General features: G+C 75.4%; 22 protein-coding genes. 9 read left to right on the forward strand and 13 right to left on the reverse strand.

Going from position 1 to position 24,158, the window contains the following annotated elements:
- Window positions 1-206 precede the first annotated feature (206 nt).
- Window positions 207-1,400, forward strand: coding sequence for a cytochrome P450 (locus IE245_RS04170; protein ID WP_189945340.1), 1,194 nt, complete (start codon window positions 207-209; stop codon window positions 1,398-1,400).
- Entirely contained in the window at window positions 1,397-1,633 is a 237-nt protein-coding gene (locus tag IE245_RS04175; protein ID WP_268256512.1) for a ferredoxin, read from the forward strand. Before IE245_RS04170 ends, IE245_RS04175 begins: the two co-directional genes overlap by 4 nt.
- Before the next feature lie 19 nt (window positions 1,634-1,652).
- On the opposite strand, the gene IE245_RS04180 is transcribed toward IE245_RS04175, so the two are convergent.
- From IE245_RS04180 to IE245_RS04195, 4 genes are all read right to left on the reverse strand, one after another.
- The gene (locus tag IE245_RS04180) at window positions 1,653-4,343 is read right to left on the reverse strand and encodes a hypothetical protein (protein ID WP_189945341.1); all 2,691 of its coding nucleotides are present in this window, start codon (window positions 4,341-4,343) and stop codon (window positions 1,653-1,655) included.
- Window positions 4,340-4,939 carry a hypothetical protein gene (locus IE245_RS04185; protein ID WP_189945342.1) on the reverse strand — a complete coding sequence of 200 codons (600 nt, stop codon included), beginning with the start codon at window positions 4,937-4,939 and terminating at the stop codon, window positions 4,340-4,342. The genes IE245_RS04180 and IE245_RS04185 overlap by 4 nt, the downstream gene beginning before the upstream one ends.
- 91 nt (window positions 4,940-5,030) lie before the next feature.
- Entirely contained in the window at window positions 5,031-6,449 is a 1,419-nt protein-coding gene (gene pntB, locus IE245_RS04190) for a Re/Si-specific NAD(P)(+) transhydrogenase subunit beta (protein WP_189945343.1), read from the reverse strand.
- A 1-nt stretch (window position 6,450) separates the two neighbouring features.
- Window positions 6,451-7,977, reverse strand: a complete 1,527-nt coding sequence (locus tag IE245_RS04195) for a Re/Si-specific NAD(P)(+) transhydrogenase subunit alpha (protein WP_189945344.1) — start codon at window positions 7,975-7,977, stop codon at window positions 6,451-6,453.
- A gap of 184 nt (window positions 7,978-8,161) precedes the next feature.
- On the opposite strand from IE245_RS04195, the gene IE245_RS04200 reads away from it, so the two are divergent.
- The 3 genes from IE245_RS04200 to IE245_RS04210 all read left to right on the forward strand — a co-directional run bounded on the left by IE245_RS04200 (window position 8,162) and on the right by IE245_RS04210 (window position 11,614).
- Window positions 8,162-9,136, forward strand: a complete 975-nt coding sequence (locus IE245_RS04200) for an acetylxylan esterase (protein WP_189945570.1) — start codon at window positions 8,162-8,164, stop codon at window positions 9,134-9,136.
- Window positions 9,137-9,195: 59 nt separating this feature from the next.
- Window positions 9,196-10,149 carry a LysR family transcriptional regulator gene (locus IE245_RS04205; protein WP_189945345.1) on the forward strand — a complete coding sequence of 318 codons (954 nt, stop codon included), beginning with the start codon at window positions 9,196-9,198 and terminating at the stop codon, window positions 10,147-10,149.
- A 94-nt stretch (window positions 10,150-10,243) separates the two neighbouring features.
- Window positions 10,244-11,614 carry a carbohydrate-binding protein gene (locus tag IE245_RS04210; protein ID WP_189945346.1) on the forward strand — a complete coding sequence of 457 codons (1,371 nt, stop codon included), beginning with the start codon at window positions 10,244-10,246 and terminating at the stop codon, window positions 11,612-11,614.
- Window positions 11,615-11,684: 70 nt separating this feature from the next.
- Here IE245_RS04210 and opcA read toward each other — a convergent pair whose 3' ends face one another.
- Window positions 11,685-12,599, reverse strand: coding sequence for a glucose-6-phosphate dehydrogenase assembly protein OpcA (opcA, locus tag IE245_RS04215; protein WP_189945347.1), 915 nt, complete (start codon window positions 12,597-12,599; stop codon window positions 11,685-11,687).
- A 52-nt stretch (window positions 12,600-12,651) separates the two neighbouring features.
- Window positions 12,652-13,188, reverse strand: a complete 537-nt coding sequence (locus tag IE245_RS04220; protein ID WP_189945348.1) for a DoxX family protein — start codon at window positions 13,186-13,188, stop codon at window positions 12,652-12,654.
- Window positions 13,189-13,383: 195 nt separating this feature from the next.
- On the opposite strand from IE245_RS04220, the gene IE245_RS04225 reads away from it, so the two are divergent.
- Complete coding sequence (locus IE245_RS04225; protein ID WP_189945349.1) at window positions 13,384-13,998, forward strand: HdeD family acid-resistance protein; 615 nt, start codon at window positions 13,384-13,386, stop codon at window positions 13,996-13,998.
- Window positions 13,999-14,166: 168 nt separating this feature from the next.
- Complete coding sequence (locus IE245_RS04230; RefSeq protein ID WP_189945350.1) at window positions 14,167-14,589, forward strand: DUF350 domain-containing protein; 423 nt, start codon at window positions 14,167-14,169, stop codon at window positions 14,587-14,589.
- A gap of 79 nt (window positions 14,590-14,668) precedes the next feature.
- On the opposite strand, the gene IE245_RS04235 is transcribed toward IE245_RS04230, so the two are convergent.
- From IE245_RS04235 to IE245_RS04250, 4 genes are all read right to left on the reverse strand, one after another.
- Entirely contained in the window at window positions 14,669-15,166 is a 498-nt protein-coding gene (locus IE245_RS04235; protein WP_189945351.1) for a hypothetical protein, read from the reverse strand.
- Complete coding sequence (locus IE245_RS04240; RefSeq protein ID WP_189945352.1) at window positions 15,163-16,605, reverse strand: WGR domain-containing protein; 1,443 nt, start codon at window positions 16,603-16,605, stop codon at window positions 15,163-15,165. The genes IE245_RS04235 and IE245_RS04240 overlap by 4 nt, the downstream gene beginning before the upstream one ends.
- Window positions 16,606-16,768: 163 nt before the next feature.
- Window positions 16,769-17,470, reverse strand: a complete 702-nt coding sequence (locus IE245_RS04245) for an ABC transporter ATP-binding protein (protein ID WP_189945353.1) — start codon at window positions 17,468-17,470, stop codon at window positions 16,769-16,771.
- 36 nt (window positions 17,471-17,506) lie between these two features.
- Window positions 17,507-18,991, reverse strand: a complete 1,485-nt coding sequence (locus IE245_RS04250) for an ABC transporter permease (RefSeq protein ID WP_189945354.1) — start codon at window positions 18,989-18,991, stop codon at window positions 17,507-17,509.
- A 392-nt stretch (window positions 18,992-19,383) separates the two neighbouring features.
- On the opposite strand from IE245_RS04250, the gene IE245_RS04255 reads away from it, so the two are divergent.
- A complete protein-coding gene (locus IE245_RS04255; RefSeq protein WP_189945355.1) occupies window positions 19,384-19,776 on the forward strand; it encodes a nuclear transport factor 2 family protein in 393 nt (130 codons plus the stop codon).
- A 19-nt stretch (window positions 19,777-19,795) separates the two neighbouring features.
- On the opposite strand, the gene IE245_RS04260 is transcribed toward IE245_RS04255, so the two are convergent.
- The gene (locus tag IE245_RS04260) at window positions 19,796-20,491 is read right to left on the reverse strand and encodes a type 1 glutamine amidotransferase domain-containing protein (RefSeq protein ID WP_189945356.1); all 696 of its coding nucleotides are present in this window, start codon (window positions 20,489-20,491) and stop codon (window positions 19,796-19,798) included.
- Window positions 20,492-20,710: 219 nt separating this feature from the next.
- Here IE245_RS04260 and IE245_RS04265 point away from each other — a divergent pair, with 219 nt between their 5' ends.
- Window positions 20,711-21,667, forward strand: a complete 957-nt coding sequence (locus IE245_RS04265; protein WP_189945357.1) for a LysR family transcriptional regulator — start codon at window positions 20,711-20,713, stop codon at window positions 21,665-21,667.
- Here the strand turns inward: IE245_RS04265 and IE245_RS04270 are convergent.
- Window positions 21,657-22,700, reverse strand: a complete 1,044-nt coding sequence (locus IE245_RS04270; RefSeq protein ID WP_189945358.1) for a S66 family peptidase — start codon at window positions 22,698-22,700, stop codon at window positions 21,657-21,659. The genes IE245_RS04265 and IE245_RS04270 overlap by 11 nt on opposite strands.
- 163 nt (window positions 22,701-22,863) lie before the next feature.
- Window positions 22,864-24,060 carry an ROK family transcriptional regulator gene (locus IE245_RS04275; protein WP_189945359.1) on the reverse strand — a complete coding sequence of 399 codons (1,197 nt, stop codon included), beginning with the start codon at window positions 24,058-24,060 and terminating at the stop codon, window positions 22,864-22,866.
- Window positions 24,061-24,158: the final 98 nt, after the last annotated feature.

The following is a 24,158-nucleotide window of genomic DNA, read 5'->3' on the forward strand; positions in this document are numbered from 1 at the left end:
CCCTCGGCCCGCCGTCGCCCGGCGGCGCCGCGACATTGCCTTCACCTCTATCCATTGCAACGGTCCGTTGCATTCCAACGGAGCTCATTGCATCGATTTTCCCGCAACTACCTGCATCTAAGGGCATTCGCGATTGACGCTTCCCTGAACGCAACGTAGCGTTCAAACATCTTCGAACGTACCGGGTCGCGAGATGCGGAGTGATCATGAGCGAGTCCGTCCACACCGTCACGGCGCTCCCCACGGAGCGCCGGACCGACTGCCCCTTCGATCCGCCCGCCGAGCTGCTCGACGCGCGCCGGCACGGACCCATCAGCCGCTGCACGCACCCCGGCGGGAAGCCCGGGTGGCTGGTCACCGGGTACGAGCTGGTGCGTTCGGTCCTGGCCGACCCCCGGTTCAGCTCGCGCAAGGACCTCCTGAACGTGGTCGACTTCGAGCTCCCGCCCGCGCCGCCCGGCGAGTTCCTCCTCATGGACGACCCCGAGCACAGCCGCTACCGCAAGCCCCTGGTGGGCAGGTTCACCGTGCGGCGGATGCGGATGCTCACCGAGCGGATCGAACAGATCACCGCCGAGTGCCTGGACGCCATGGAGGCGGGCGGCACGTCGGCGGACCTGGTGACCGCCTTCGCCAAGCCCATCCCCACCATCGTCATCTGCGAGCTCCTGGGCGTCCCGTACGAGGACCGGGCCTCGTTCCAGGAGCAGATCGACGCGTTCATGGGCGGCGAGGTGAGCGACGAGGAGCTGATCGCCGCGTACACCGCGACGCAGGAGTACCTCGCCCGGCTGGTCGCCGCCAAGCGCGCGCACCCCACCGACGACGTGCTCAGCGAACTCACCGACAGCGACCTGACCGACGAGGAGCTCAAGGGCATCAGCCTGATCCTCCTGGCGGCCGGTTTCGACACCACCGCGAACATGCTCTCCCTCGGCACCTACGCCCTGCTGCGGAACCCGGACCAGCTCGCCGCGCTGCGCGCCGACCCCTCGCTCACCGACGGGGCCGTGGAGGAGCTGCTGCGGTACCTGAGCGTCGCGAAGACCTTCCACCGGACGGCCCTGGAGGACGTGGAGCTGGGCGGGCAGACCATCGCGGCGGGCACGACGATCGTCCTCTCGTACCACACCGCCAACCGCGACCCCGAGCGCTTCGCCGACCCGCACGCCCTCGACCTGAGCCGGCAGGCCGCCGGGCACCTGGCCTTCAGCCACGGCATCCACCAGTGCCTCGGCCAGCAACTGGCCCGCGTCGAGATGCGCGTGGCGTTCCGCGCGCTCGTCGACCGCTTCCCCGCCCTGCGCCTCGCCGTGCCCGCCGAGGAGGTCGTACTGCGCCCGGAGAGCGCGGACATCTTCGGGGTGAAGAGCCTCCCGGTCGCCTGGGACGCGAAGTGACCGCGCCCGCGCCCCGGCTGACCGCCGACCGGGGGCGCTGCATCGGCGCCGGCATGTGCGCCATGACCGCCCCCGACGTCTTCGACCAGGACCCCGAGGAGGGCCTCGTCCTCCTCCTGCACACCGAGCCGCCCGCCGCCCACCGCGCGGCGGCCCGCCTGGCCGTCGGCCTCTGCCCCTCCGGGGCGCTCGCCCTCCACGACGGGGGCGGGGCCGACGACCGCCCGTCCTGAGGCGTCCGGGCCCGTCCCGTCAGGTGTGGAGGTGGATGTACACGGGGGCGGGGTCCAGGCCGGCCGCCGCCAGGAGGTCGCCGAGGTCGCGCTGGGCCTGGGCGCCCTGGGCCGTGGGGCGGGGCGCGCCGTTCTGGAAGGCGGCGAGCGGGGTCGCCGGGGCGAGGATGCGGAAACTGCTCCACGCCCTGCCCCGCCTGCGGACGAGGAGCGGACGGCTCCAGGCCATGAAGCAGTCGACGCCGGTGCCCCGGGCATGGGCGCGGACGAGCACGGGCCCCGGCCACAGGTCGCCGGGCAGGCCGGCCAGGACCGTGACCGCCTTCGCGCAGGCCGCCTGCGGGTTGCTGAACTCGCCCGTGAGCTCCCAGACGCCGGACTCGTGGCGCGCGGCGAGGTGGGCGGCGGCGAGCGCGCGGTGCGCCTCGGTCATGGGGTCCGGGACGTCGCGGGCCCGCTTGCCGAGGGCCTCGACGTCGGTCACGGTCGCCACGGGGGCGCCCCGGCGGCCCGCCGGGAGGTAGAGGTCCGCCGCATGGTCCGGTTCGGCGCGGGCGACCGCGGCCCGGCCGGTCCGCCAGGCGGCCGCCGCGACCGGCTCGGCCTCCGGCCCCTCGAACTCTCCGTGCAGCCCGAGCAGGGACACGCAGACGGCGACCACCGCGTCGAGCCGCTGCCGGTGGGGCCCGGACGGGTCCTCGTCCGCCGGGCGCTCCGTCCGGGGATCCGCCGCGTCGAGGGCGCGGAGGAGGTCGGCGGTGACGGCGCGCCAGCCGTAGTCGTCCTCGTCCCAGGCCCCGGCGGCGAGCAGCCGGAGGTGGAGGGCGGTGACCAGCAGGGTCGTCGGCGGCGACCAGGGGCGCGCCGCCGCCGGCCCCGGCCCGCCCGGCGCCTCCGGCGCCTCGGTCGCCTCGGTCGCGAGGCGCCGGGCCATCCGGGCCATCCAGGCGCGGGCCTGCTCGCGGGCGCTCGCGGGCAGCGGGCCCTCCTCCGCCCCGGCGGCGGCTTCCTCCGTCGCGTGCTCCGCCTCGGCCCCGTCGTCGCCCCCGGCCTCTTCGTCCGCGTCGGTCGTGACGTACTCCGAGAGCCGCCGGCGGCGCGGTGCCGGGATGCCCGGCAGCTCCGGAAGGTCCGTCGCGAGCGGGCCGTAGGCCGCTTCGGCGAGCTCCGGTCCCAGCGTCCGGACGCACTCGGCCACCGTCGGGGACGCGGTGCCGGGCCCCGACGCGTCCGTGACGACGCGTTCGCGCAGCCTGGCGATGTCCTGCTCGAAGCGGCGCGCGGCGGCCGGGTCCTGGAACAGGTCGTCGACCGCGTAGCCGCCGGAGAGGCGCGGCACGGTGTCGGCGGCGCCGCGCGGTGCGCAGCCCTCGGCGTCGTAGGGGAAGGCCGCGGCGGATGCGACGTGCGTCCCGTCGGCCGGCCGGCAGCTCGCCCGTACGGCCGCTCCGGGGGCGGCGGTCCACGGGAAGGTGCCGGTGTTCCGGTCGGCCGGGATAGGGCCGAGGGGGCGCCACGAGCCGGGCGCGCCGCCGTCCGTGGAGATCTCGACGGTGACCTCCGCGCCGGCGGGGCGGCGGCCGAGGACGGCTTCCAGGAGGAGGCCGTGCTCGCGGACGCCGAGGAGGACGAGCGCCGGGGGCGCCTCCGTCGCGTCCCGGGGCGCCGCGGTGGATCCGGTGAGTTCCGGGACGGGGCGGACGGGGCCCGCGTCCGGCAGCAGCGGGGCGGTGCCGTGGACGATGACGGCGAGTTCGCAGTTGCGGGCGGGGCCTTCCGCCGGGCCGCCGGTGGCGTCGCCGACCGCGCGGGCGAGGGCCGCCCGGGTGAGGTCGGGGCTGCCGGTGAGGGCGTGCCAGGTGTCGCCGACGCGCCATTCGACGAGCTTGCCGTGGCGCGTCCGGGTCCCGGTGAGTTCGCGCACCCGGGCGGCGGGGTGCCCGTCGAGGGCCTTGCGCACGCCGGCGGGGTCGTGGCCGGTCCAGCGGGGGTGGACGCCGAGGGTGATCTCCCGGGGGTCCAGCCGCTCGCGCAGGAGGCGCAGCGGTTCTCCCGAGGGGTCCACGGAGGGGGCGTACAGGCGGAGTTCGTCCACCGGCCCTTCGGGGAGCCGGGCGATCAGGGGCGTGCGCAGGTTGTGCGCCAGTTCCACCTCCGGCCCCGTGGCGTCGGTGGGCGGGGCCTCGCAGTGCAGGACGGTGAGCAGTTCGGCGAGGTGGCGCAGGTGGTCCGCCCACCAGGAAGTCATGGCGACGGCGTCGGGCAGGGCCTCCAGCCAGTCGGCGAGGTCGGCGAGCAGCGGGTGGGAGGCGCCGTCGTCGGTGGTGACGACGGTCCACGGTCCGTCGTCGGTGCCCCGGCCGGACCGGGTGGGGTCGCCGGAGCCGATGGCGACGCGGCAGGCGTCGTCGCCGAGGAGCAGGACGAGTGCGGGGCGGAAGGCGCCGTGGCAGGCCGCGACGCCGTGGAGGTAGCCGCGCCCGGCGAGGCGGACGCCGACGGCCTCGTGCGGGGCGTGTCCGGCGTCGCCGAGGATGGCGACGCGGGCGCCGAGGGCGCGGGCCCTCGGCACGGCGACGGCTTCGAGGAAGGGGAGGTCGGTGGTGTGGCCGAGGACGAGGAACTCCCTCAGGGGCCCCTTGCCGTGCTTCTCCCAGTCCCCCAGGAGGGAGACGGGCGAGGCGGATCCGGTGTGCACCGCTGTGGTCATGGCATCCCGTCCAGGCTCGTGCGTGCGTGGTCCGTCGGAGCGGGGGCGCCGCCCCGGGTGTCGTCGGCGGCGAAGAGGCCGGGCTGCCGGGCGAGCCGGTGGACGCGGACGCCGGTCTCCGCGCTCGGCTCCTCGCCGGGCCTGGAGGAGCGGTCGTGGCGCGCGTGCGGGCGCGGGAGGACGCGGTGGCGCCCGGTCCGGGGGTCGTGGCGGTTCTCGCGGAGCGCGACCCTCCGGGACCGGGCCGGCACGTCGTCGACGAGGCGGGAGGCCGGGTCGCGTGCCGGCCGGCTGCCGTACTCGCGCGGCGGGCCCGCCGTCCCTCGCGGGTCGGGGAACTGCCGGCGGTCGCCGGGGAAGGCGCGCCGGGCGTGGGCGGCCAGCGGGGCGCGGCACTCCTCGGTGCCGGGGCTCCGGCGCTCGGCGTCGGCCGCGTGGAGGGTGGAGTGGCGGGCGTGCTCGGTGACGCCGGAGACGCCGGGCGCGAGCCGGTCGGCCGGCCTCCGGACGGGGCCTTCGACGGACAGCGGGGACGCGGGACTTCCGTGCCCGGGTCCTTCCTCGGCCCACGCGGGGCCCACCGTCCGCACGCCCATGCCGTCGTCCCCTCCCCTTGCCGTCCCCTCGGCCGCGGACGACGATACCGCCGCCCGCTGTCAGCGGGCGGCGGCGGGGGGCGCGGCGGTGTCAGAGGGCGCTGACGATGGCCTCGACCCGGTCCTTGGCGTCGCCGAAGAGCATCGAGGTGTTCTCCCGGAAGAACAGCGGGTTCTGGACGCCCGCGTAGCCGGAGGCCATCGAGCGCTTGAAGACGATGACCTGGCCGGCCTCCCAGACGGTGAGCACCGGCATGCCGGCGAGGGGGCTGGAGGGGTCCTCGGCGCCCGCCGGGTTGACGGTGTCGTTGGCGCCGATGACGAGGACGACGTCGGTGTCGGCGAAGTCGTCGTTGATCTCGTCCATCTCCAGGACGACGTCGTACGGGACCTTGGCCTCGGCCAGCAGGACGTTCATGTGGCCGGGGAGCCGGCCGGCGACGGGGTGGATGCCGAACCGTACGTCGACGCCCTTCGCACGGAGCTTGGAGGTGAGCTCCGCGACCGGGTACTGGGCCTGGGCGACGGCCATGCCGTAGCCGGGCGTGATGACCACGGACCGGGCGGAGGACAGCAGTTCGGCGGCGCCCTGGGCGGTGATCTCCTGGTGCTCGCCGTAGTCGACGTCCGAGCTCGACGGGGCCTCGATGCCGAAGCCGCCGGCGATCACGGACAGGAACGACCGGTTCATCGCCTTGCACATGATGTAGCTGAGGTAGGCACCGGAGGAGCCGACGAGGGCGCCGGTGACGATCAGCAGGTCGTTGCCGAGGAGGAAGCCGGAGGCCGCGGCCGCCCAGCCGGAGTAGCTGTTGAGCATCGAGACGACGACCGGCATGTCGCCGCCGCCGATGGAGGCGACGAGGTGCCAGCCGAGGGCCAGGGCCACGACGGTGGCGGCGACGAGCAGCCAGAGGTCGGGCTCGATGGTGAAGAGGACGGTGAGGACGAGGAGGACGACCAGCGCACCGACGTTGAGGACGTTCTTGCCGGGGAGCACGAGCGGCTTGGAGTTGATGCGGGCCGCGAGCTTGAGGTAGGCGACGACGGAGCCGGTGAAGGTGACGGCGCCGATGAAGACGCCGATGAGGACCTCGGCGTGGTGGATGCCGAGGGTGCCGAGCGCGTCGAGGGCCTTGGCCTCGGCGCCGCCCGGGTGGTGCTCCACCTCCAGGTAGCCGTTCCAGCCGACGAGGACGGCGGCGAGGCCGACGAAGGAGTGCAGCAGGGCGATGAGTTCGGGCATGCCGGTCATCTCGACGCCGCGGGCCCGCCAGATGCCGATGACCGCGCCGGCGAGCATCGCGACGGCGAGCAGTCCGGCGGCGCCGGCGGCGATGCCCCGGTCGGCGGCGAGGACGACGGTGGCGACGAGGGCGACGCCCATGCCGAGCATGCCGAACGCGTTGCCGAGCCGGGCCGACTCGTGCTTGGAGAGTCCGGCGAGGGCGAGGATGAAGAGGACGGCGGCGATGAGGTAGGCCGCCTGTGCAGCGTGTGTGGCGGACATGTCAGCTCCTGTTGAACATGGCGAGCATGCGGCGCGTCACCGCGAAGCCGCCGAAGACGTTGATGCTCGCCAGCAGGATGGCCGCTGCGGAGAGCACGGTGACGACGGTGCCGCCGTGTCCGATCTGCAGCAGCGCGCCGACGACGATGATCCCGGAGATCGCGTTCGTGACGGACATCAGCGGGGTGTGCAGGGCGTGGTGGACGTGCCCGATCACGTAGTACCCGATCACGATCGCCAGCACGAAGACGGTCACGTGCGACAGGAGCGCGACGGGCGCGAAGCCGACGACGAGGAAGAGCGCGAGGGCCGAGAGGGCGACGGCGGTGAAGCGGCGTCCCTGGCTCATCGGGGTCTTCACCGGCGACACGGGGGCCGGGGTGGCGGCGGCGGCCGCCGCGGGGGCGGCCGAGACCTGGACCGGCGGCGGCGGCCAGGTCGTCTCGCCGTCGCGCACGATGGTGACGGAGCGCTGCACCGGGTCGTCCCAGTCGAGGACGAGCGCGCCGTCCTTCCCGGGGGTCATGAGCTTCAGGAGGTTGAGCAGGTTGGTGCCGTAGAGCTGGGAGGCCTGGGCGGGGAGGCGGCCGGCGAGGTCGGTGTAGCCGAGGATGGTGACGCCGTTCGCGGTGACCGTGCGCTCGCCCGCGACGGAGCCCTCGACGTTGCCGCCGTTGGAGGCGGCCATGTCCACGATGACCGAGCCGGGCTTCATGGTGGCGACCATCTCCGCGGTGATCAGCCGGGGCGCGGGACGGCCCGGGATCAGCGCGGTGGTGATGACGATGTCGGCCTCGCGGCACTGGGCGGCGTAGAGGGCGGCCTCGCGGGCCTTGTAGTCGTCCCCCATCTCCTTGGCGTAGCCGGTCGCCGAGACCTCCGTCTCGGCCGACTCGATGGACAGGTACTCGCCGCCCATCGAACGGACCTGGTCGGCGACCTCGGGGCGCGGGTCGGTGGCGCGGACGATCGCGCCGAGCGAACCCGCGGTGCCGATGGCGGCCAGGCCGGCGACGCCCGCGCCGGCGACGAGGACCCGGGCCGGCGGCACCTTGCCGGCGGCGGTCACCTGGCCGGTGAAGAAGCGGCCGAACTCGTGGGCCGCCTCGACGACGGCGCGGTAGCCGGCGATGTTCGCCATCGAGGACAGGACGTCCATGGACTGGGCCCGGCTGATGCGGGGCACGGCGTCCATCGACAGGACGGTGAGGGGGCGCCGGGCCAGGTCCTCGACCGTCTCCGGGGAGGTCGCGGGGGCGAACAGGGCGATGACGGTGGCCCCGGGCCGCGCCCGGTCGAGCCGTTCGGGCGGCGGGGCGTTCACCCCCAGGACGATGTCCGCCTCGACCGCCTCGCCGACGCGGGCGCCGGCCTCTTCGTACGCGGCGTCGGCGAAGCCCGCCGCGGCGCCCGCTCCCGGGTCGACCACGACCTCGTACCCCAACCCGCGGATCTTCTCGACGGTGACGGGCGTCGCGGCCACCCGCCGCTCGCCGTCCCGGGCCTCCTTGAGGACTCCGACAATCACCACACCCCTCCGTTCGTCGCTGTCGGCCCCCACCTTGAACCCCAAAGGCGCCCGGGGGAAACAAGGCTCGCTCGGGTCTGGACAGAAGATCGAGGATCGGCCTGGCGTATGTGCACGTTAGGGTGGGTCGGGCCGGGTCCGACCGGTCGACATTTCGAACGTGACGACCGACCAGGTGGTGTCCATGACCCTCTTCGACCTGCCCCTCGACCGGCTCCGCGAGTACCGCAGCGCGTCCGTGGAACCGGCGGACTTCGACGCGTTCTGGGCGGGGACGCTCGGCGAGGCGCGCAAGCACGGGCTCGACGCCCGGTTCGAGCGGGTGGCGACCGGCCTCGCGACGGTGGAGACGTACGACGTGACGTACTCCGGCTTCGACGGACAGCCGGTCAAGGGCTGGTTCGTGGTGCCCGCGGGCACCACCGAGCCGCTGCCGGTCGTCGTGGAGTTCATCGGCTACGGCGGGGGGCGCGGGCTCGCGCACAGCCATCTGCTGTGGGCGTCGGCCGGGTTCGCGCACTTCGTGATGGACACCCGCGGCCAGGGCAGTGGTTGGGCGCCGGGCGACACCGCGGACCCGGTGGGCAGCGCGCCCGCCTTCCCCGGGTTCATGACGCGGGGCGTCGAGGACCCGGAGACGTACTACTACCGGCGGGTCTACACGGACGCGGTGCGTGCCGTGGAGGCGGCCAGGTCGCATCCGCTCGTGGACGCGGCCCGCACCGCGGTGACCGGGATCAGCCAGGGCGGCGGCATCACCGTCGCCGTGTCGGGGCTCGTGCCGGACCTGGTGGCGGTGGCGCCCGACGTGCCGTTCCTGTGCGACTTCCCGCGCGCGACGACGGTCACGGACCGGACGCCGTACCGGGAGATCGGCAACTACCTGAAGACGCACCGGGGCCGGACGGAGCGGGTGCGGGAGACCCTCGCCTACTTCGACGGGGTACACTTCGCGGCCCGCGCGACGGCTCCGGCGCTGTTCTCCACCGCCCTGGAGGACCTGACGTGCCCGCCGTCGACGGTGTTCGCCGCGTTCAACGCGTACGCGCACGAGGACAAGGCGATCGAGGTCTACGACTTCAACGACCACGAGGGCGGTGGCGCGTTCCAGCAGGCCGCGCAGCTGGCCTGGCTGCCGGAGCGCCTCCGCGCCCGGTAGCCCGAATCCCCTCCCTCCTTGGTCTGGACCTACCGGCCGGGGGTCGTCAAGCTGGCCGCATGGACTTGGAGTTGCGGCACCTGAAGACGGTCCGGGCGATCGCCGAGGCCGGCAGCCTCACGCGCGCGGCGACCGCCCTCGGACTGGCGCAGCCCGCGCTGAGCGCCCAGCTCAAAAGGATCGAACGGGCCCTGGGCGGTGCCCTGTTCGTGCGCGGCCGGGAGGGCGTGCGGGCCACCGCGCTCGGGGACCTGGTCCTCGACCGGGCACGGGTGGTGCTGCCCGCCGTCTGCGAACTCCAGGAGGAGGCCGTGCGGTTCGCCCGCGACGGCGCCGCCGGGCACCGGCTCGGCGGCACCCACGGCCCGCTGCTCGGCGGCCTGGTGGACCGGCTCGCGCGGGCGGAGCCGGACGCGCAGGTGACCACGTACACCTCCTGGTCGGAGCGGGAGGTCGCGCGCGGAGTGGCCGCCGGGCGGCTCGACTTCGCGCTCGTCGGGGTCTGCGGGGAGAGCTCCCCGCCGGAGGCGGGACGGCTCGCCTGGACGGAGGTGGCCCGCGACCCCGTGTACGTGATGCTGGCGACCGGCCACCCGCTGGCGGCCCGCCCGCAGCTCGCCCTCGCCGAACTGGCCGACGCGGACTGGACGGACGTGCCCGGCGACGGCTGCTTCGGCGACTGCTTCGCCGCCGCGTGCGTGCGGGCCGGCTTCACCCCGGCCCGGGTGTACGAGACGGACACCGCCTCCTGCGTCCACCTGGTGCAGGTGGGCCGCGCCGTCGGCCTCTGCCGGGCGACCTTCCCCGCCACCCCCGGCATCGTCACCCGCCCCCTCACCGGCACCCCCCTCGTCTGGCGCCACCTCCTCGGCTGGCACCCCGAGGGCCGCGCCGCCGCCCACGCCGCCACCGTCCTCGCCCACACCCGCGAGGCCCACGCGGAGGCCCTGGCCCGCAGCGCCGGCCGGACGGGGGACCCGGGGGCCCGGCCGGGGCCGTCCCCGGGGCCATAACGCCGGGGAGGGGGCGGACCGGAGGGTGCCCGGGGCCCCGGGCGGTTCCTACGGTTCTCGGCAGATCCCCCACCGAGAACCGAGGAGACTCCCCATGCTCCGACGACACGCCCGTGCGGCGTGTACCGCGCTGGCCGCCGCCGGGATGGTGCTGGCCGGGCTTCAGGCCGGGTCCGCCACCGCCGCGCAGCCCTCCCCCGGAGCCGCGCCCGGCGCGCAGAGCGCCGCTCGGGCGCTCGGCGCCGCCGAGGCGCAGCCCGAACTGCTCGCCGCGATGGGCCGCGACCTGGGCCTGACCCGGGCCCAGGCAGAGCGCCGGCTCGTCAACGAGGCCGAGGCTGGCGCCGCCGCCGCCCGGCTCCGCGACCGGATCGGCGGCTCCTTCGCCGGGGCCTGGGTCGAGGGGGCCGAGTCCGGCTCCCTGACCGTGGCCACCACCCGCGCCGCCGACCTCGACGCGATCCGGGCGGCCGGGGCGACGGCCCGGCTCGTCCGGCACGACCTGTCCTCGCTGGAGCGGGCGAAGGCCGCCCTCGACCGGGCCGCGGGCGCCGACGCGCCGGTGCGGTACGTGGACGTGCGCGCCAACCAGTTGGTCGTCGAGGAGGTCCGGGCCGGTGCCGGGGCGCGCCTGGCGGCGGCCACCGGGGTGCCGCGGGAGCTGGTGCGGGTGGAGCGGAGCACCGAGGCGCCGCGCCCGCTGTACGACCTCCGGGGCGGCGACGCGTACTACATGGGCGGCGGCGGGCGCTGCTCGGTCGGCTTCCCGGTGACCCGGGGCACCACGCAGGGCTTCGCGACGGCCGGGCACTGCGGCCGCGCCGGCCAGACCACCAGCGGCTACAACCAGGTCGCCCAGGGCAGCTTCCAGGGCTCGGTCTTCCCCGGCAGCGACATGGCGTGGGTCGCGGCCAACAGCAGCTGGACCGCCACCCCGTACGTGAAGGGCGCGGGCGGCGCGAACGTCCAGGTCACCGGCTCCGTGCTGCAGCCCGTGGGCGCCTCCGTCTGCCGCTCGGGCTCCACCACCGGCTGGCACTGCGGCACCATCCAGCAGCACAACACGAGCGTGACGTACCCGGAGGGCACGATCTCCGGCGTGACCCGGACGACGGTCTGCGCCGAGCCCGGCGACTCGGGCGGCTCGTACATCTCCGGCAGCCAGGCGCAGGGCGTCACCTCGGGCGGCTCCGGCAACTGCTCCAGCGGCGGCACCACGTACTTCCAGCCGCTGAACCCGATCCTGTCGACCTACGGCCTGACCCTGAAGACCACCGGCACCGACCCGGGCCCCGGCCCGGGCCCGGGCGAGCCGGAGCCGGGCGGCACGTGGAAGGCGGGCACGGTGTACGCGGCCGGCGCCACCGTCACGTACGGCGGTTCCACCTACCGCTGCCTCCAGGGCCACCAGGCGCAGACCGGCTGGGAGCCGCCGAACGTACCGGCGCTCTGGCAGCGGGTCTGACGGCGACGGCCCACCACGGCGACACCCACGGAGGCCCCGGGCGAAGTCCGGGGCCTCCCGGCGCGGCGGCTCAGGAGGAACGGCCCTCCAGGGCCGCCGCGTAGGCGTCGTCGGGGTCGAGGTGGCGCAGTTCCTCGGCGATCAGTTCGGCGGTCGAGCGGACCTTGAGGGCCAGGACGCGGCTGGGCTGGCCGGGGATGGCGAGCCGGGCGACCGGGCCCTCGGGGCGGTCGATCCGGACCTCGCCCTGCGGGGTGCCCATGCGGACGGCGGTCACGACGGGGCCGTCGGAGACGATCCGGTCGACGGGGACGCCGAGCCGGACCTCGAACCAGCGGGCCAGCAGCTCCGCGCTGGGGTTGGCCTCCTCGGCCTCCACCGCCGCCGAGACGACGTCCGTGCCGGCCTGGTCGAGGGCGGCGGCCAGCATGGAACGCCAGGGGGTGAGCCGGGTCCAGGCCAGGTCGGTGTCGCCGGGGGCGTACGAGGCGGCCCGGGCGGCCAGTGCGCCGAGCGGGTCCTCGACCGCGAACGCGTCGGTGATCCGCCGCTGGGCGAGGGCGCCGAGCGGGTCCTTGGACGGGACCGCCGGGGCGTCGACCGGCCACCAGACGACGACGGGCGCGTCGGGCAGCAGCAGCGGCAGCACCACCGAGTCGGCGCGGGCGCCGAGTTCGCCGTGCAGGCGGAGCAGCACCGTCTCGCCCGAGCCGGCGTCGGTGCCGAGCCGGACCTCGGCGTCGAGCCGGGTGACGTGCCGCTCGCGCGGGGAGAGCGCCCGGCGGCGGATGACGACGAGGATGCGCGAAGGGTGTTCCTTCGACGCCTCGTTGGCCGCCTTCACCGCGTCGTAGGCGTGCTCCTCGTCGGTGACGATCACCAGGGTGAGGACCACGCCGACGGCGGGGGTGCCGACGGCTCTCCGGCCCTCCAGGATCGCCTTGTTGATCGCGCTGGAGCTGGTGTCCGTGAGATCGATCTTCATTGCCCGGAGTCCGTCCCTTCCTCTGCGGCGAGCCTAACGCCCCGCGCGGGGTTCAGTGGTCGTCGCCCGGTTCCTCGCCGCCGGCCGCCGCGGCGGCCCTGGCCTGGGCGCGTCGGCCGACGACGGCCGCGGCGGCGACGGCGGTGCCGAGGAAGGCGGTGGCCACCACCCACGGGCGGTCGAGGACGTGCCCGGTGGCGTGGTCGAGGGAGTAGCGGCCGGCGCCGGTGAGGCCGATGGCGGCGGCGGTGAAACCGAGGAAGGCCGGGTACTCGTAGCCGCCCCCCTGCGCGAAGAAGCCGGCCGGGGCGTGCACGGAGACGGCGCCCGCCATCGCACCGGCGGCGGCCGCGCCGGCCGCGGGGGTGGCCAGGCCGAGGGCGAGCAGGACGCCGCCGCCGGCCTCGCCGAGTCCGGCGGCGACGGCGGACTCGCGGGGCGGGTGGAAGCCCATGGCCTCCATCGCCTGGGCGGTGCCCTCGATCCCGCCGCCGCCGAACCATCCCAAGAGCTTCTGGGTGCCGTGCGCGGCGAGCACGGCACCGGTGCCGACCCTCAGCACGAGCAGCCCGAGGTCGCGTCGGTTCATGGGGATCTCCTGATGCGGGAAGGGGCGTGGACGCCTCCACTGTCGGCGGGTCCGCCGCCCGCCGCCGCCCGGGAGGCCGTCGAGTACTCCACGCGTGTCATGTTTTGCGGCGTTTGCCCCGTGTTGCTTGACTGGGGTGGCCGCCGCCGTCCCGGCCGTCCGGGAGCGGCCCCGAGGAAAGAGGAGACGGAACCCATGACGCAGACACGTGAACGGCCGCACGACGGCCGCACCGGGACCGACCTGCCGCAGGGGCCGCTGAGGACGCTCGCCGGCGCGGCCTGGCAGGCCCTGCTGCTCGCCGGGGCGGTGGCGCTCGTCCTCGGGGTGCTCGTGCTGGTGTGGCCGGGCGCCTCGCTGGTGGCGGCCGGGGTGCTCTTCGGCCTCTACCTGCTCTTCAGCGGTGTGACGCAGCTGGTCGCCGCCTTCGGTACGCACGCCACGACCTCGCTGCGGGTGCTGGCCTTCATCAGCGGCGCCCTGTCGATCCTCCTCGGCCTGTTCTGCTTCCGGGGCGCGACGCAGTCGATCCTGCTGCTCGCACTGTGGATCGGCATCGGCTGGCTGTTCCGCGGCATCACGCAGACGGTGGCGGCGGCCTCCGATCCGGCGATGCCGGCCCGGGGCTGGCAGGTGTTCCTCGGGCTCGTGAGCGCCGTGGCCGGGGCGGTGCTGATCGTGTCCCCGCTGGAGTCGGTCGCGGTGCTGACGCTGCTCGGCGGGATCTGGCTGATCGCGGTCGGCGCGGCGGAGATCGTCACCGCGTTCCAGATCCGTTCGCGGGCCCGGCGCCTGCCGCCGGGCGTCTGATCCGTCCCGGCAGGGCCGGCTCGTCCGGGCCGTCCTCCGGCGGCTCCTCCGGTCCGCCGTCGGCCCGATCTCCGGGCGGGCGGCGGACCGGCGCGTTCTGTGCGCTAGATTTTGCCGGTCCTCGACCGTCGATCGCTCGCGATCACCACTTTCCGGAGCCGGCTTCCCATGACCGACATCGTCAACGGCCTCGGCCGCGCCACCGCCTACGGCGCCCTCGGCGTGGTCCTGCTGATCCTCGGCATCGTCCTGGTGGACATCCTGACCCCCGGCAAGCTGGGCCGGCAGATATGGGAGGACCGCAACCGCAACGCGGCCATCCTGCTCAGCTCCGCCCTGCTCGGCATCGGCGGGATCGTCTTCACCTCCATCTGGACCACCTACGACAACTTCGGCAAGGGCCTGGCCTCGACGGCCGCCTTCGGTCTCCTCGGCCTGGTGATGATGGCGGTCGCGTTCCTCGTGGTGGACCTGGTGACGCCCGGCAAGCTGGGCGCCACGCTGGTGGACCCGGAGCCGCACCCGGCGGTCTGGGTGACCGCGTCCTGCAACCTCGCGGTCTCCGCGATCGTCTCGGCTTCGATCGCCTGACGCGACGCGTCCGGGCGAGCCCTCCGCGAGGGCCCGCGCGCCCGAGCACGCCCCCCGTCCCGGCCCGGTGCCCGTCCGTTCAGGACGGGGCCGGGCCGGGGGCCGTCGTGACCGGTTCCACCTCCAGGAAGCGGCGGCCGCGCGGCCCCTTGTAGAGCAGGGCCTCCCAGCCGAGCCGGTCGAGGACGTCGGCGCACTCCGCCAGGGCGGTGGCCTCCTGCCCGGCGGCGCCGGAGCCGGGCGGCCCCAGCCATTCGACGACGACGGTGGCCGGCCGCTCCCCCGCCCGGACCCGGTAACCGGTCGCCGTCCTGGCCCCGTCGGCGTCCACCGCCGACGGCGCGAGCCCGCCGGCCTCCAGGGCCAGGGCCACGGCCCGCACCGGCTGCCGCCGTTCCCATTCCGCGGGGACCGCCCCACCGGCGCCGTCCCGGCCGGCGGTCAGGCGCCGGATCTGCCGGAGCCCGTCGAGCGCGGACCTGACCTCGCGGGAGCGCTGTTCGGGATCGCCGGCGAGCGGCGGACCGTCGCCCGTCGCCGCCTCGAAGGCGCCCCTGCCGCCCGGTTCCCGGCTCACAGCAGCCGCCGGATCTCGCCGCGCACCCGGTAGAAGCCGCCGGCCGCCGGGTGCAGCGCCTCGACGACGTACCGGGCACCGGGTTCGCGGATGGCCCGCGGGAACTGCACGTTCCACGACGGCTCGTAGCCGTGGCTGACCACCCGGACGCGGCTCCGGCCGCCCTCGCGGACGCACTCGACGACGATCGAGCCGCTCGGCGCCTCCTGCACGGAGACGACGGTGGCGACGGCGGCGGCGGTGGTCGCCGGGGTGTAGGTGGGCAGCGCGGCGGCCAGCTTGACGTCCCGTACGACGGGCACGCTGCCCTGCTGGGCGGCCGCGATCGCCGCCTCGCTCGCGTCCACGCAGACCAGCGAGCCGTCGGTGGTCACCAGGTAGAGCCGCTCGTCGCGGTACTGCATGGAGAGCGCGGAGCCGCCGCCGGTGGAGAGCTTCCACAGCCGGGTGCCGTCCTCGGCGAAGCAGTAGACGGAGGAGGCCGAGTCGCCGGCGAAGACGAACCGGCCGCCGGGCGAGGTGGCGCAGGAGTACACGCTCGCGTCGCAGGTGTAGACGGCCTCCACGCGGCCGTCGGCCTTGGCCAGCCGCTGCACCTTGCGGTGGCCGGTGCCCGCGTAGACGGAGCCGGTCTCCTGCCAGCCGAAGAGGACCGCCCCGTCGGTGGCGGTCCGCCACAGCTCGCCGGTGCCGTCCGCCGCGTAGGCGGTGACGCCGCTGGTGTCGCCGTAGTAGACGGCGCGGCCGTCCGCCCGGACCATCCAGGCGAACTCGCCGCGGCCCGAGCGGGACCACTGGTGCTCGTCCTCGTGGTCGATGACGGTGAGCCGGCCGGAGCGGTCGGCGACGTCGAGGACGCCCTCGTGGATGTCGAGCCAGAAGATGTCGACGTCCGCGCCGATCTCGTAGGCGGCGAAGGGCAGCTTGGAGGAGAGGTCGTAGACCTTGCCGTCGTCGCAGCCCGCGTAGATCCAGAAGTCGTCGGCGACCAGGCACTTCACGCCGTCGGGCAGGCCGAAGCGGGCCAGCACCTCGCCGCCGTGGTCCAGGGTGAAGACGTCCCCCGCCTGGTTGCCGACCCAGATCCGCTCCTCGTCGACGTGGATGCCGAAGGCGGCGGAGCCGGTCCGGAAGCGCCAGAGGACGGGCGCGACGGCGCGGGCCGTGGAGGGCGCGGAGCCGACCGCCCGGCGGGTGACGGCGCGGGCGGCGCGCTGACCGGGGACGGCGGGGGCGTATCCCTTGCGGACCTTCTCGCCGATCTTCTTGGCCGCGGCGGCCCGCGCCTTGTCGGCGGTGGCGAAGGTGGAGCGCTGGGTCTGGCCGGCCGTGCCGATCCGGCCGTAGCGGACCGACACCTCCAGGCCGTCGACGGTCACTTCGTAGAACTTGTGGGCACCGCCGCCGTCCTGCGACAGCTCCAGATAGGTCGTCGTCATGATCCGAACGGTAGGGGCTGCCACTGACAACGGCCCCCGTCCGTCCGTGAAGCTCTGGCCGGGGCCGAGGTCCCGGGCGGGCGTGCCCCGCGCCGCCACCCGCCCGCCGACGCCGGCCTCGTCGAACGCCCCGGGCGGCGTCCGGATCCGGGGCCCGCGCGTCTCACGCCCCTGTCGGGGCCGCCGCCTTCGGGTTCTCCGTGACCGTGACGCGGCCCTTGCGGAGGGTCGCGAGGCGCGGGGCGCGGCGGGCGAGGGCGCTGTCGTGGGTGACCATGACGAACGTCAGCCCGTGTTCCTTCCAGAGCCCTTCGAGGAGGTCGGCGATCTCGTCGCGGGTGGACTCGTCGAGGTTGCCGGTGGGTTCGTCGGCGAGCAGCACCTGGGGTCGCTTGACCAGCGCCCGGGCGATGGCCACGCGCTGCTGCTGACCACCGGACAGCTCGGACGGCAGATGGGCGAGGCGCTCGCCGAGTCCGACCGACTCCAGCGCCTCGGCGGCCCGGCGGCGGCGCTCGGCGGCCTTGACGCCGAGCGGGACGAGCGCGGTCTCCACGTTCTCCTGGGCGGTGAGCGTGGGGATGAGGTTGAAGCTCTGGAAGACGAAGCCGATGTACTGGCCGCGGACGGCCGTGAGCCGGCTCTCGGACAGCTTGGCGAGGTCGGTGCCGTCGAGGAGGACGCTGCCGGCGGTGGGGCGGTCGAGCCCGCCGAGCATCTGGAGGAGGGTGGACTTGCCGCCGCCGGTGGGGCCCTGGACGACCAGCCGGTCGCCCTGGGCGATCGTCAGGTCGATCCCGGCGAGGGCGTCGACCCTCGCCTGGCCGCGCCGGTACTGCTTGGTGACGCCGATGAGTTCGTACATGGGGGGACTCCTGGGGTACGGGGAAGGTCGGGGTGGCTACTCGACGCGGCGCAGCGCGTCGGCGGGCCGCAGCCGGGAGGCGCGCCAGGCTCCGAAGGCTCCGGCGACGAGGCCGCCGGCGAGCGCGAGGAGCACGGCGAGGCCGACGGTGGTGAGGCTGACGGGGGCGGTGAGCGCGATGTCGACGCTGCGGCCGGCGGCGGTGCGCGCCGCGCCGGGCCCGCCCGCTCCCCCGGGGCCGCCGAGGACCACGCCGCCGCCGCGTCCGGCGAACCCGCCGGCGCTCGCGCCGAGTTCGGCGGTGAGGGTGGGGCTGACGGCGGTGACGGCGTACGCGCCGGCGAGGCCGACGGCGATGCCGAGGGCGCCGCCGATGACGCCGTGGACGAGGGCCTCGCCGACGACCTGGCGGGTGACGCGGCCGCTCTTCCAGCCGAGCGCCTTGAGGGTGCCGAACTCGCGGACGCGGCGGCTGACGGCGGAGGAGGTGAGGAGGCCCGCGACGAGGACGGCGGCGAGGAGGACGGCGTACGAGAGCCACCGGCCGACGTCGGAGGCGAGACCGGCGGCGGTGTCGAGGGAGCCGGACACGGTCTGGGCGAGGTCGGCGGAGGTGGTGACGGTGGTGCCGGGGACGTTCTTCTGGATGGCGGCCTTGACGGCGTCGATCCGCGTCGAGTCGGTGGCCTCGACGTAGACGGTGGTGACCTTGCCGGCCGAGCCGGAGAGGGTCTGCGCCCGCTCGAGCGGGAGGTAGACCTGGGCGGCGGACTGGCCGCTGTCGGCGGTGGCGATGCCGATGACCTCGAACGTCACGCCCTTGACGGTGAGTTCGTCGCCGACGGCGAGGTCCTGCTGTTGGGCGTAGGCGCTGTCGACCACGACGACGGCGGCGTCGGTCTCGGTGGTCCTGAACGCGCGGCCCTCGGTGACGGTGGAGGTGGTGAGGGGGCCGAGGTCGGGGGTGGTGACGTCGGTGCCGTAGAGGGTGAAGGAGTCGACGTCGAAGGCGGCGCCGCCCCCGGTGACGGTGTCGCCGGGACCGCCGCCGGTTCCGCCCTGGCCCGGGGGCCGGCCCTGGCTCTGCCCCTCGCCGCGCTGGATCTGGCCGCGCCGGAACTCGCCGTTGATCTTCAGGTTGACGAGGCTGAGGCCGCCGACCGCGCGGCCGACTCCGGCCTGCTTCGCGACGGTGGCGACGGTGGAGTCGGCGAGGGTCTGGAAGCCCTGGACCATGAGCCGGTCGCCGCTCTGCTCCTCACCGTCCTCGCCGCCCTGGAACTCGAACCGGGGCCGGGCGGGCTGCGCGCCCTCGGCGGGCCGCTCCTGGGCCTTCGTCACCGTCAGGTCCGTACCGAGCCCGTAGAGGGATTCGAGGACCTTGCCCTGGGCCTGCTTCATGCCGGCGGAGACCGAGGTCACGACGATGACCAGCGCGATGCCGAGCGCGAGCCCGGAGGCGACGACGAGCGCCGCCTTTCTGCGGCGGCGCAGTTCGCGCCGGAGGTAGGTGAAGAACATGGGCGCGAAGGTAGGGGCGCCGCGTGAGGCGGGGATAAGGCCCGCGTGAGAGCGGGATGAGAGCCCGCGGGCGGGTTCCGGAGCGAGGCGGGGCGGAGCGGGGCGGAGCGGGGCGGAGCGGCTGAGGCTCTGGGACGAGGCCGGGTGGGGCCGGGCGGGCGGCTGGGGTTCTGGGGCGAGGCCGGGCAGCCGAGGTTCTGGGGCGAGGCCGGGTGGGCGCGCGGGGCGAGCGGTCGCGGGGCCGTAGGGCCTGGGGGATCCGTCGTCCTCGCGGCGGGCCCGTCCGCCCCGTCCGGCGGGCCCGCCGCCCTGGACAAGCCCCCGCCCGGAACCTACCCTCCCCTACACCTATTCAATTTATTGAGTATCACCGTGGACGCCGTGGAGGCCCCGTGCACCCCTTCCGTACCGCCGTCGAGAACCACGACGAGGCCGCCGTCGAGGCGCTGCTCGCCGAGGACGTCGTCTTCACCAGCCCGGTCGCCTTCAAGCCGTACGCCGGGAAGGCGGTCACCGCCGCGATCCTCCGCGGGGTCCTGCGCGTCTTCGAGGACTTCACCTACGTCCGCGAGATCGCGAATCCGGACGGCCGCGACCACGCCTTCGTGTTCACCGCCACCGTCGACGGCAAGCGGATCCAGGGCTGCGACTTCCTCCACTTCGACGACGACGGGCTGATCGACGACTTCACCGTCATGGTCCGCCCGCTCTCCGCCGCGCAGGCCCTCGCCGCCGCGATGGGCGCCCAGTTCGACCGGATCACCCGGGAGGCGGCCGGGGGCTGAGCGGGCGCCCGGGCGGGCGTCAGGCCAGCTTCTTCAGGACCTCGTCCGCGAGGGCGGTGGAGGAGGCGGGGTTCTGACCGGTGACGAGGTTGCCGTCGACGACGACGTGCGGGGCCCACGGCTCGCCGGCGTCGACGTCGACGCCCGCCTCGCGGAGCCGGGTCTCCAGGAGCCACTTCGCCCGCTCGGCGAGACCGGCCTGGGTCTCCTCGGCGTCGGTGAAGGCGGCGACGCGGCGGCCGGCGAAGGCGTTGGCGCCGTCCTCGCCCACGGCGGCGAGGAGGGCGGCCGAGCCGTGGCACACGACGGCGAGCGGCTTGCCGGAGTCGAGGACGTCGATCAGCAGCCGGCCCGAGCCGGCGTTCACGGCGAGGTCCTCCATGGGGCCGTGGCCGCCGGGGTAGAGGACGGCGTCGTACTCGGCGAGGTCGACGTCCTCCAGGCGGAGCGGCTTCCGCAGGGCCGCGAAGGCGTCGAGGGCGGCGGCGACGCGCTCGGCGCCCTCGGGGCCGCCGTTGACCTCGGGGGCGAGGCTGCCCCGGTCGACGGTGGGGACGACGCCGCCGGGGGTGGCGACGACGACCTCGTGACCGGCCGCGGTGAACGCCTCGTACGGCGCGACGGCCTCCTCCGCCCAGAAGCCGGTGGGGTGCTTCGTGCCGTCGGCGAGGGTCCAGTGGTCGGCGCCGGTCAGTACGAAAAGGATCTTCGACATGGGTCTGCGGGCCTCTCGTTCGTGGGAGCGGACCGGCCCGGGCCCCTTCGGGGGCCACCGGACCGGTGAGGGTTCGACCGTAGGCGCGAGGACCCATGGGAATCCAATAGGCTCGGGCATGTGAACGATAGGAATTCCGATGGCTCGCCTGGAGCGTCGGCGGCGGGCGGCCCGGAGCCGGGCCCGGCATCCGGAGCCGGAGCCGGGCACGGGCTCGCGGTGGGGAACGGCGGGCTGCCGGACCTGAACCAGCTGCGGACCTTCCTCGCCGTGTACCGGGCCGGGGCCTTCACCGCGGGGGCGCGGGTCCTGGGGGTCTCGCAGCCGACGGTGACCGCGCAGATCAGGGCGCTGGAGGGACGGCTCGGGCGGGAGTTGTTCGAGCGGGGGCCGCGCGGGGCGGCGCCGACGCCGTTCGCGGACGACCTCGCGACGCGGATCATGGGTCCGCTGGACGCGCTGGGGGCCGCCGCCGGGGCGGCGGCCGGCTCGCCCGGCGAGGAGGGGCCGGCCGAGCCGGTCCATCTGGCGGGTCCGGCCGAGTTCCTCGCGCACAGCGTGCTGCCGACGCTCGCGCCGCTGGTCGAGCGCGGGGTGCGGCTGCGCGTCTCCTTCGGCCTCACCGACGGGCTGCTCGACGAGCTGCGGGCCGGACGGCACGACCTGGTGGTGTCGACGGTACGGCCCCGGGGCCGCAGCCTCGCCTGGCTGCCGCTCTCCGACGAGGAGTTCGTCCTCGTCGGCGCGCCGGTGTGGGCGGAGCGGCTCGGGGACCGGATCGCCGCGGAGGGGCCCGCCGCGCTGCACGGCGTCCCCCTCGTCGCGTACGCCGAGGACCTGCCGATCCTGCGCCGGTACTGGCGCCACGTCTTCGGCCGCCGCCTGACGGCCGTGCCCGCGGTCACCGTCCCGGATCTGCGGGCGGTGCGGGCGGCGGTGGCGGGCGGCGCCGGGGTGAGCGTGCTGCCCCGCTACCTGTGCGCGGCGGAGCTGGTCTCGGGTGCTCTCGTACCGCTCCACCTGCCGGAGGACCCGCCGATCAACACCGGTTTCCTGGTGCACCGGCCGGGCCCGCCGGCCCACCCGCACGTGGCGCTGGTCCGGGACCACCTCGTGCGGCACGAGCGGGACGCGCCGCGGGAGGCGGCGCCGGGTCGGCGGCCGGTCAGTAGGTGACGGTGATCCGGCGGGCGGGGCCGTCGACGCGGACGGTGCCGCCGTACGGGATCACCACCTGCGGGTCGGTGTGCCCGAGGTCCACGTCGAAGACGGCCATGGTGTCGGGGGCGTACGCGTCGAGGGCGCGCAGCACGGCGGCGCGCTGGGCCTCCCGGTAGGCGGCCCGGGCGGCGGTGTCGTTCGGCGTCCCGAAGGACCAGGCGCGGGCCCGGCCCATGAGGAGGGCCGGGAAGCGGGCGAGCAGGCCGCGCTCCCCCATGGCCCGCAGGATCCGGAAGACCTCGTCGGCGGAGGGCAGCAGTTCGGAGGTCTCCAGGAACAGCACCCCGCCCTCGTACGCCGCCGGCTCCGCGATCTCCCGTCCGGCCATGAGGAGCTGCGAGACGATCTCCAGGCAGCCGCCCCAGGAGCGGCCCTCGACGACCCGCTCGGCCCGGTGCCAGTGCCACGGGCCGGCCGGTTCCATGACGGGCGCGGAGTCGAAGGTGCGGGGGTCCTCCCAGGGCCGTTCGACGTCGTTGGTGTCGGTCGGGGCCGGGAGTTCGTACGGTCCGGAGCCGAAGAGCGCGGCCCGGACGGAGGCGTCGGTGACGGGGTGGACGGCGCCGGGCCGGCCGAACTGGGTCATCACCGCGGCCCCGTGGTAGCCGACGACCCCGAGGTTCCACAGCCGCATCAGGAGGTTGGTGTTGTCGCTGAAGCCGAAGAACGGCTTCGGATGCGCGCGGATCAACTCGTCGTCGAGGTGCGGCAGGACGGTGATCTGGTCGTCGCCGCCGATGCTGGCGACGATCGCCGCGACCGTCGGATCGGCGAACGCCGCGTGCAGGTCGGCGGCCCGGTCCCGGGCGGACGCGCCCAGCTTGCGCGTGGTCGGGTACTCGACGGGCACGAGCCCGTACTCCTCGGACAGCCGCCGCAGGCCGAGGTCGAAGGGGAACGGCAGCACTTCGGGCAGTCCGGCGGCGGGCGACAGCACGGCGATCCGGTCCCCGGGGCGCGGCTTGGGCGGTATGACGGTCGGTGACATCTCCGCACCCTAGCCGGGCTCCGGCCGCGCCCGCCCGGCCGTTTCCCCGCCCGCCGGCACGCGCGCGTGGCCCGCGGCGGGCCCGCGCCACGGGCCCACGCCCCGGGCCCAAAAGGCGGGCTCAGGGGAAACGGCCCCGGAGGAGGCCTCAGGGGAGGCGGGCTCAGAGGGTGTGGGCGAGGGGGTCGGCGAGGACGTCGCGGAGGACGAGGGCGGCGGCGCCGCGGGCCGCGTCGGCGGCCGGGGAGGCGGCCCGCAGCCGGCCGGCGTCGGCCGGCCAGAGTCCGGACACGACCCGTTCGGCGAGCTCGGCGGTGACGGCGGGGGCCAGCCAGGGCATCAGGCGCGGGTAGATGCCCCCGAGGACGACGGCCTCGGGGTCGAGGAGGTTGACCGCGCCCGACAGGGCCCGGCCGAGCATCCGGCCGGCCTCGGCGAGGGCCGCGAGCGCACGCGTGTCCCCGCGCTCGGCGCACCCGGCGAGCTCGTCCACGTCGCCGGCCTCCGCGGCGCGCAGCAGCGCGGCCTGGCCGGCGTACTGCTCCAGGCAGCCGCGCGAGCCGCAGCGGCAGCGGGGTCCCTCGGCGTCGACGACGAGGTGGCCGATCTCGCCGGCGAAGCCGTGGGCGCCTCGCAGGAGTTCGCCATGGACGACGACGGCGCCGCCGACGCCGGTCTCGCCGGTGAGGTGGAGGAAGGTGCGGGGCGTGCCGGGGGTGCCGAAGCGGAGTTCGGCGAGGGCGGCCATGTTGGCCTCGTTGTCGGAGGCGACGGGGAGGCGGCCCGCGGCGGGGCGCAGCGCGGCGAGCGCTTCGCCGAAGAGGCGCTCGGCGGGGGTGTCGTGCCAGCCGAGGTTGGGGGCCTGGCGGACGGTGCCGTCGGAGACCAGGCCGGGCAGGGCGAGCGCGGCGCCCGCCGGGGCGAGGCCGAGGGCGTCGGCGTCGGCGAGCGCCTCGGCGGCGACGCCGGCCGCCCGGGCGAGGACGGCGGGGGCGTCGGCGCGGTTGTCCAGCCGCACGGTGCGGCGGAGCCGGTCGGTGCCGGTGAGGTCCACGAGGCAGACGGAGACGTACGCGACGTTGATCTCGACGCCGAGCCCCGCGGGCCCGGTCCCGGCCGGCTTGAGGACGGTGCCGGGGCGGCCCGCCTGACCGCTGAAGGTCTTCCCCGACTCGACCAGGAACCCGAGGTCGAGGAGCTGCTCCACGAGCGAGGAGACGGCGGGCCGGGTGAGCCCGACGCGGGCGGCGACGGCGGCCCGGGTGGTCTCGCCGGCGTCGTGGACGGTCCTGAGGACGAGACTCAGGTTGTGCCGGCGCACGCCCGACTTGTCGGCCTTGGGTTCCGTGGGCTGGTTCATGGTGAGCGAGAGCCTAGTCGCCCCTTTCACTCGAACAGAAATGCCCCGACCGGCAACGGAAAAGGCCGCCCGGGGACGACGACGCCCCGTCCGGGGAC

It is taken from the genome of Streptomyces roseolus, from assembly GCF_014649855.1.
In the GTDB taxonomy this organism is placed as follows: Bacteria; Actinomycetota; Actinomycetes; order Streptomycetales; family Streptomycetaceae; genus Streptomyces; species Streptomyces roseolus.

What these genes read in the sequence shown, in the direction of transcription:
- IE245_RS04170 (WP_189945340.1), top strand. Translation starts at nt 207, where the DNA reads ATGAGCGAGTCCGTCCACACCGTCACGGCGCTCCCCACGGAGCGCCGG.
- IE245_RS04180 (WP_189945341.1), bottom strand. Translation starts at nt 4,343, where the DNA reads ATGACCACAGCGGTGCACACCGGATCCGCCTCGCCCGTCTCCCTCCTG.
- IE245_RS04185 (WP_189945342.1), bottom strand. Translation starts at nt 4,939, where the DNA reads ATGGGCGTGCGGACGGTGGGCCCCGCGTGGGCCGAGGAAGGACCCGGG.
- pntB (WP_189945343.1), bottom strand. Translation starts at nt 6,449, where the DNA reads ATGTCCGCCACACACGCTGCACAGGCGGCCTACCTCATCGCCGCCGTC.
- IE245_RS04200 (WP_189945570.1), top strand. Translation starts at nt 8,162, where the DNA reads ATGACCCTCTTCGACCTGCCCCTCGACCGGCTCCGCGAGTACCGCAGC.
- IE245_RS04205 (WP_189945345.1), top strand. Translation starts at nt 9,196, where the DNA reads ATGGACTTGGAGTTGCGGCACCTGAAGACGGTCCGGGCGATCGCCGAG.
- IE245_RS04210 (WP_189945346.1), top strand. Translation starts at nt 10,244, where the DNA reads ATGCTCCGACGACACGCCCGTGCGGCGTGTACCGCGCTGGCCGCCGCC.
- opcA (WP_189945347.1), bottom strand. Translation starts at nt 12,599, where the DNA reads ATGAAGATCGATCTCACGGACACCAGCTCCAGCGCGATCAACAAGGCG.
- IE245_RS04220 (WP_189945348.1), bottom strand. Translation starts at nt 13,188, where the DNA reads ATGAACCGACGCGACCTCGGGCTGCTCGTGCTGAGGGTCGGCACCGGT.
- IE245_RS04225 (WP_189945349.1), top strand. Translation starts at nt 13,384, where the DNA reads ATGACGCAGACACGTGAACGGCCGCACGACGGCCGCACCGGGACCGAC.
- IE245_RS04230 (WP_189945350.1), top strand. Translation starts at nt 14,167, where the DNA reads ATGACCGACATCGTCAACGGCCTCGGCCGCGCCACCGCCTACGGCGCC.
- IE245_RS04240 (WP_189945352.1), bottom strand. Translation starts at nt 16,605, where the DNA reads ATGACGACGACCTATCTGGAGCTGTCGCAGGACGGCGGCGGTGCCCAC.
- IE245_RS04245 (WP_189945353.1), bottom strand. Translation starts at nt 17,470, where the DNA reads ATGTACGAACTCATCGGCGTCACCAAGCAGTACCGGCGCGGCCAGGCG.
- IE245_RS04250 (WP_189945354.1), bottom strand. Translation starts at nt 18,991, where the DNA reads ATGTTCTTCACCTACCTCCGGCGCGAACTGCGCCGCCGCAGAAAGGCG.
- IE245_RS04260 (WP_189945356.1), bottom strand. Translation starts at nt 20,491, where the DNA reads ATGTCGAAGATCCTTTTCGTACTGACCGGCGCCGACCACTGGACCCTC.
- IE245_RS04270 (WP_189945358.1), bottom strand. Translation starts at nt 22,700, where the DNA reads ATGTCACCGACCGTCATACCGCCCAAGCCGCGCCCCGGGGACCGGATC.
- IE245_RS04275 (WP_189945359.1), bottom strand. Translation starts at nt 24,060, where the DNA reads ATGAACCAGCCCACGGAACCCAAGGCCGACAAGTCGGGCGTGCGCCGG.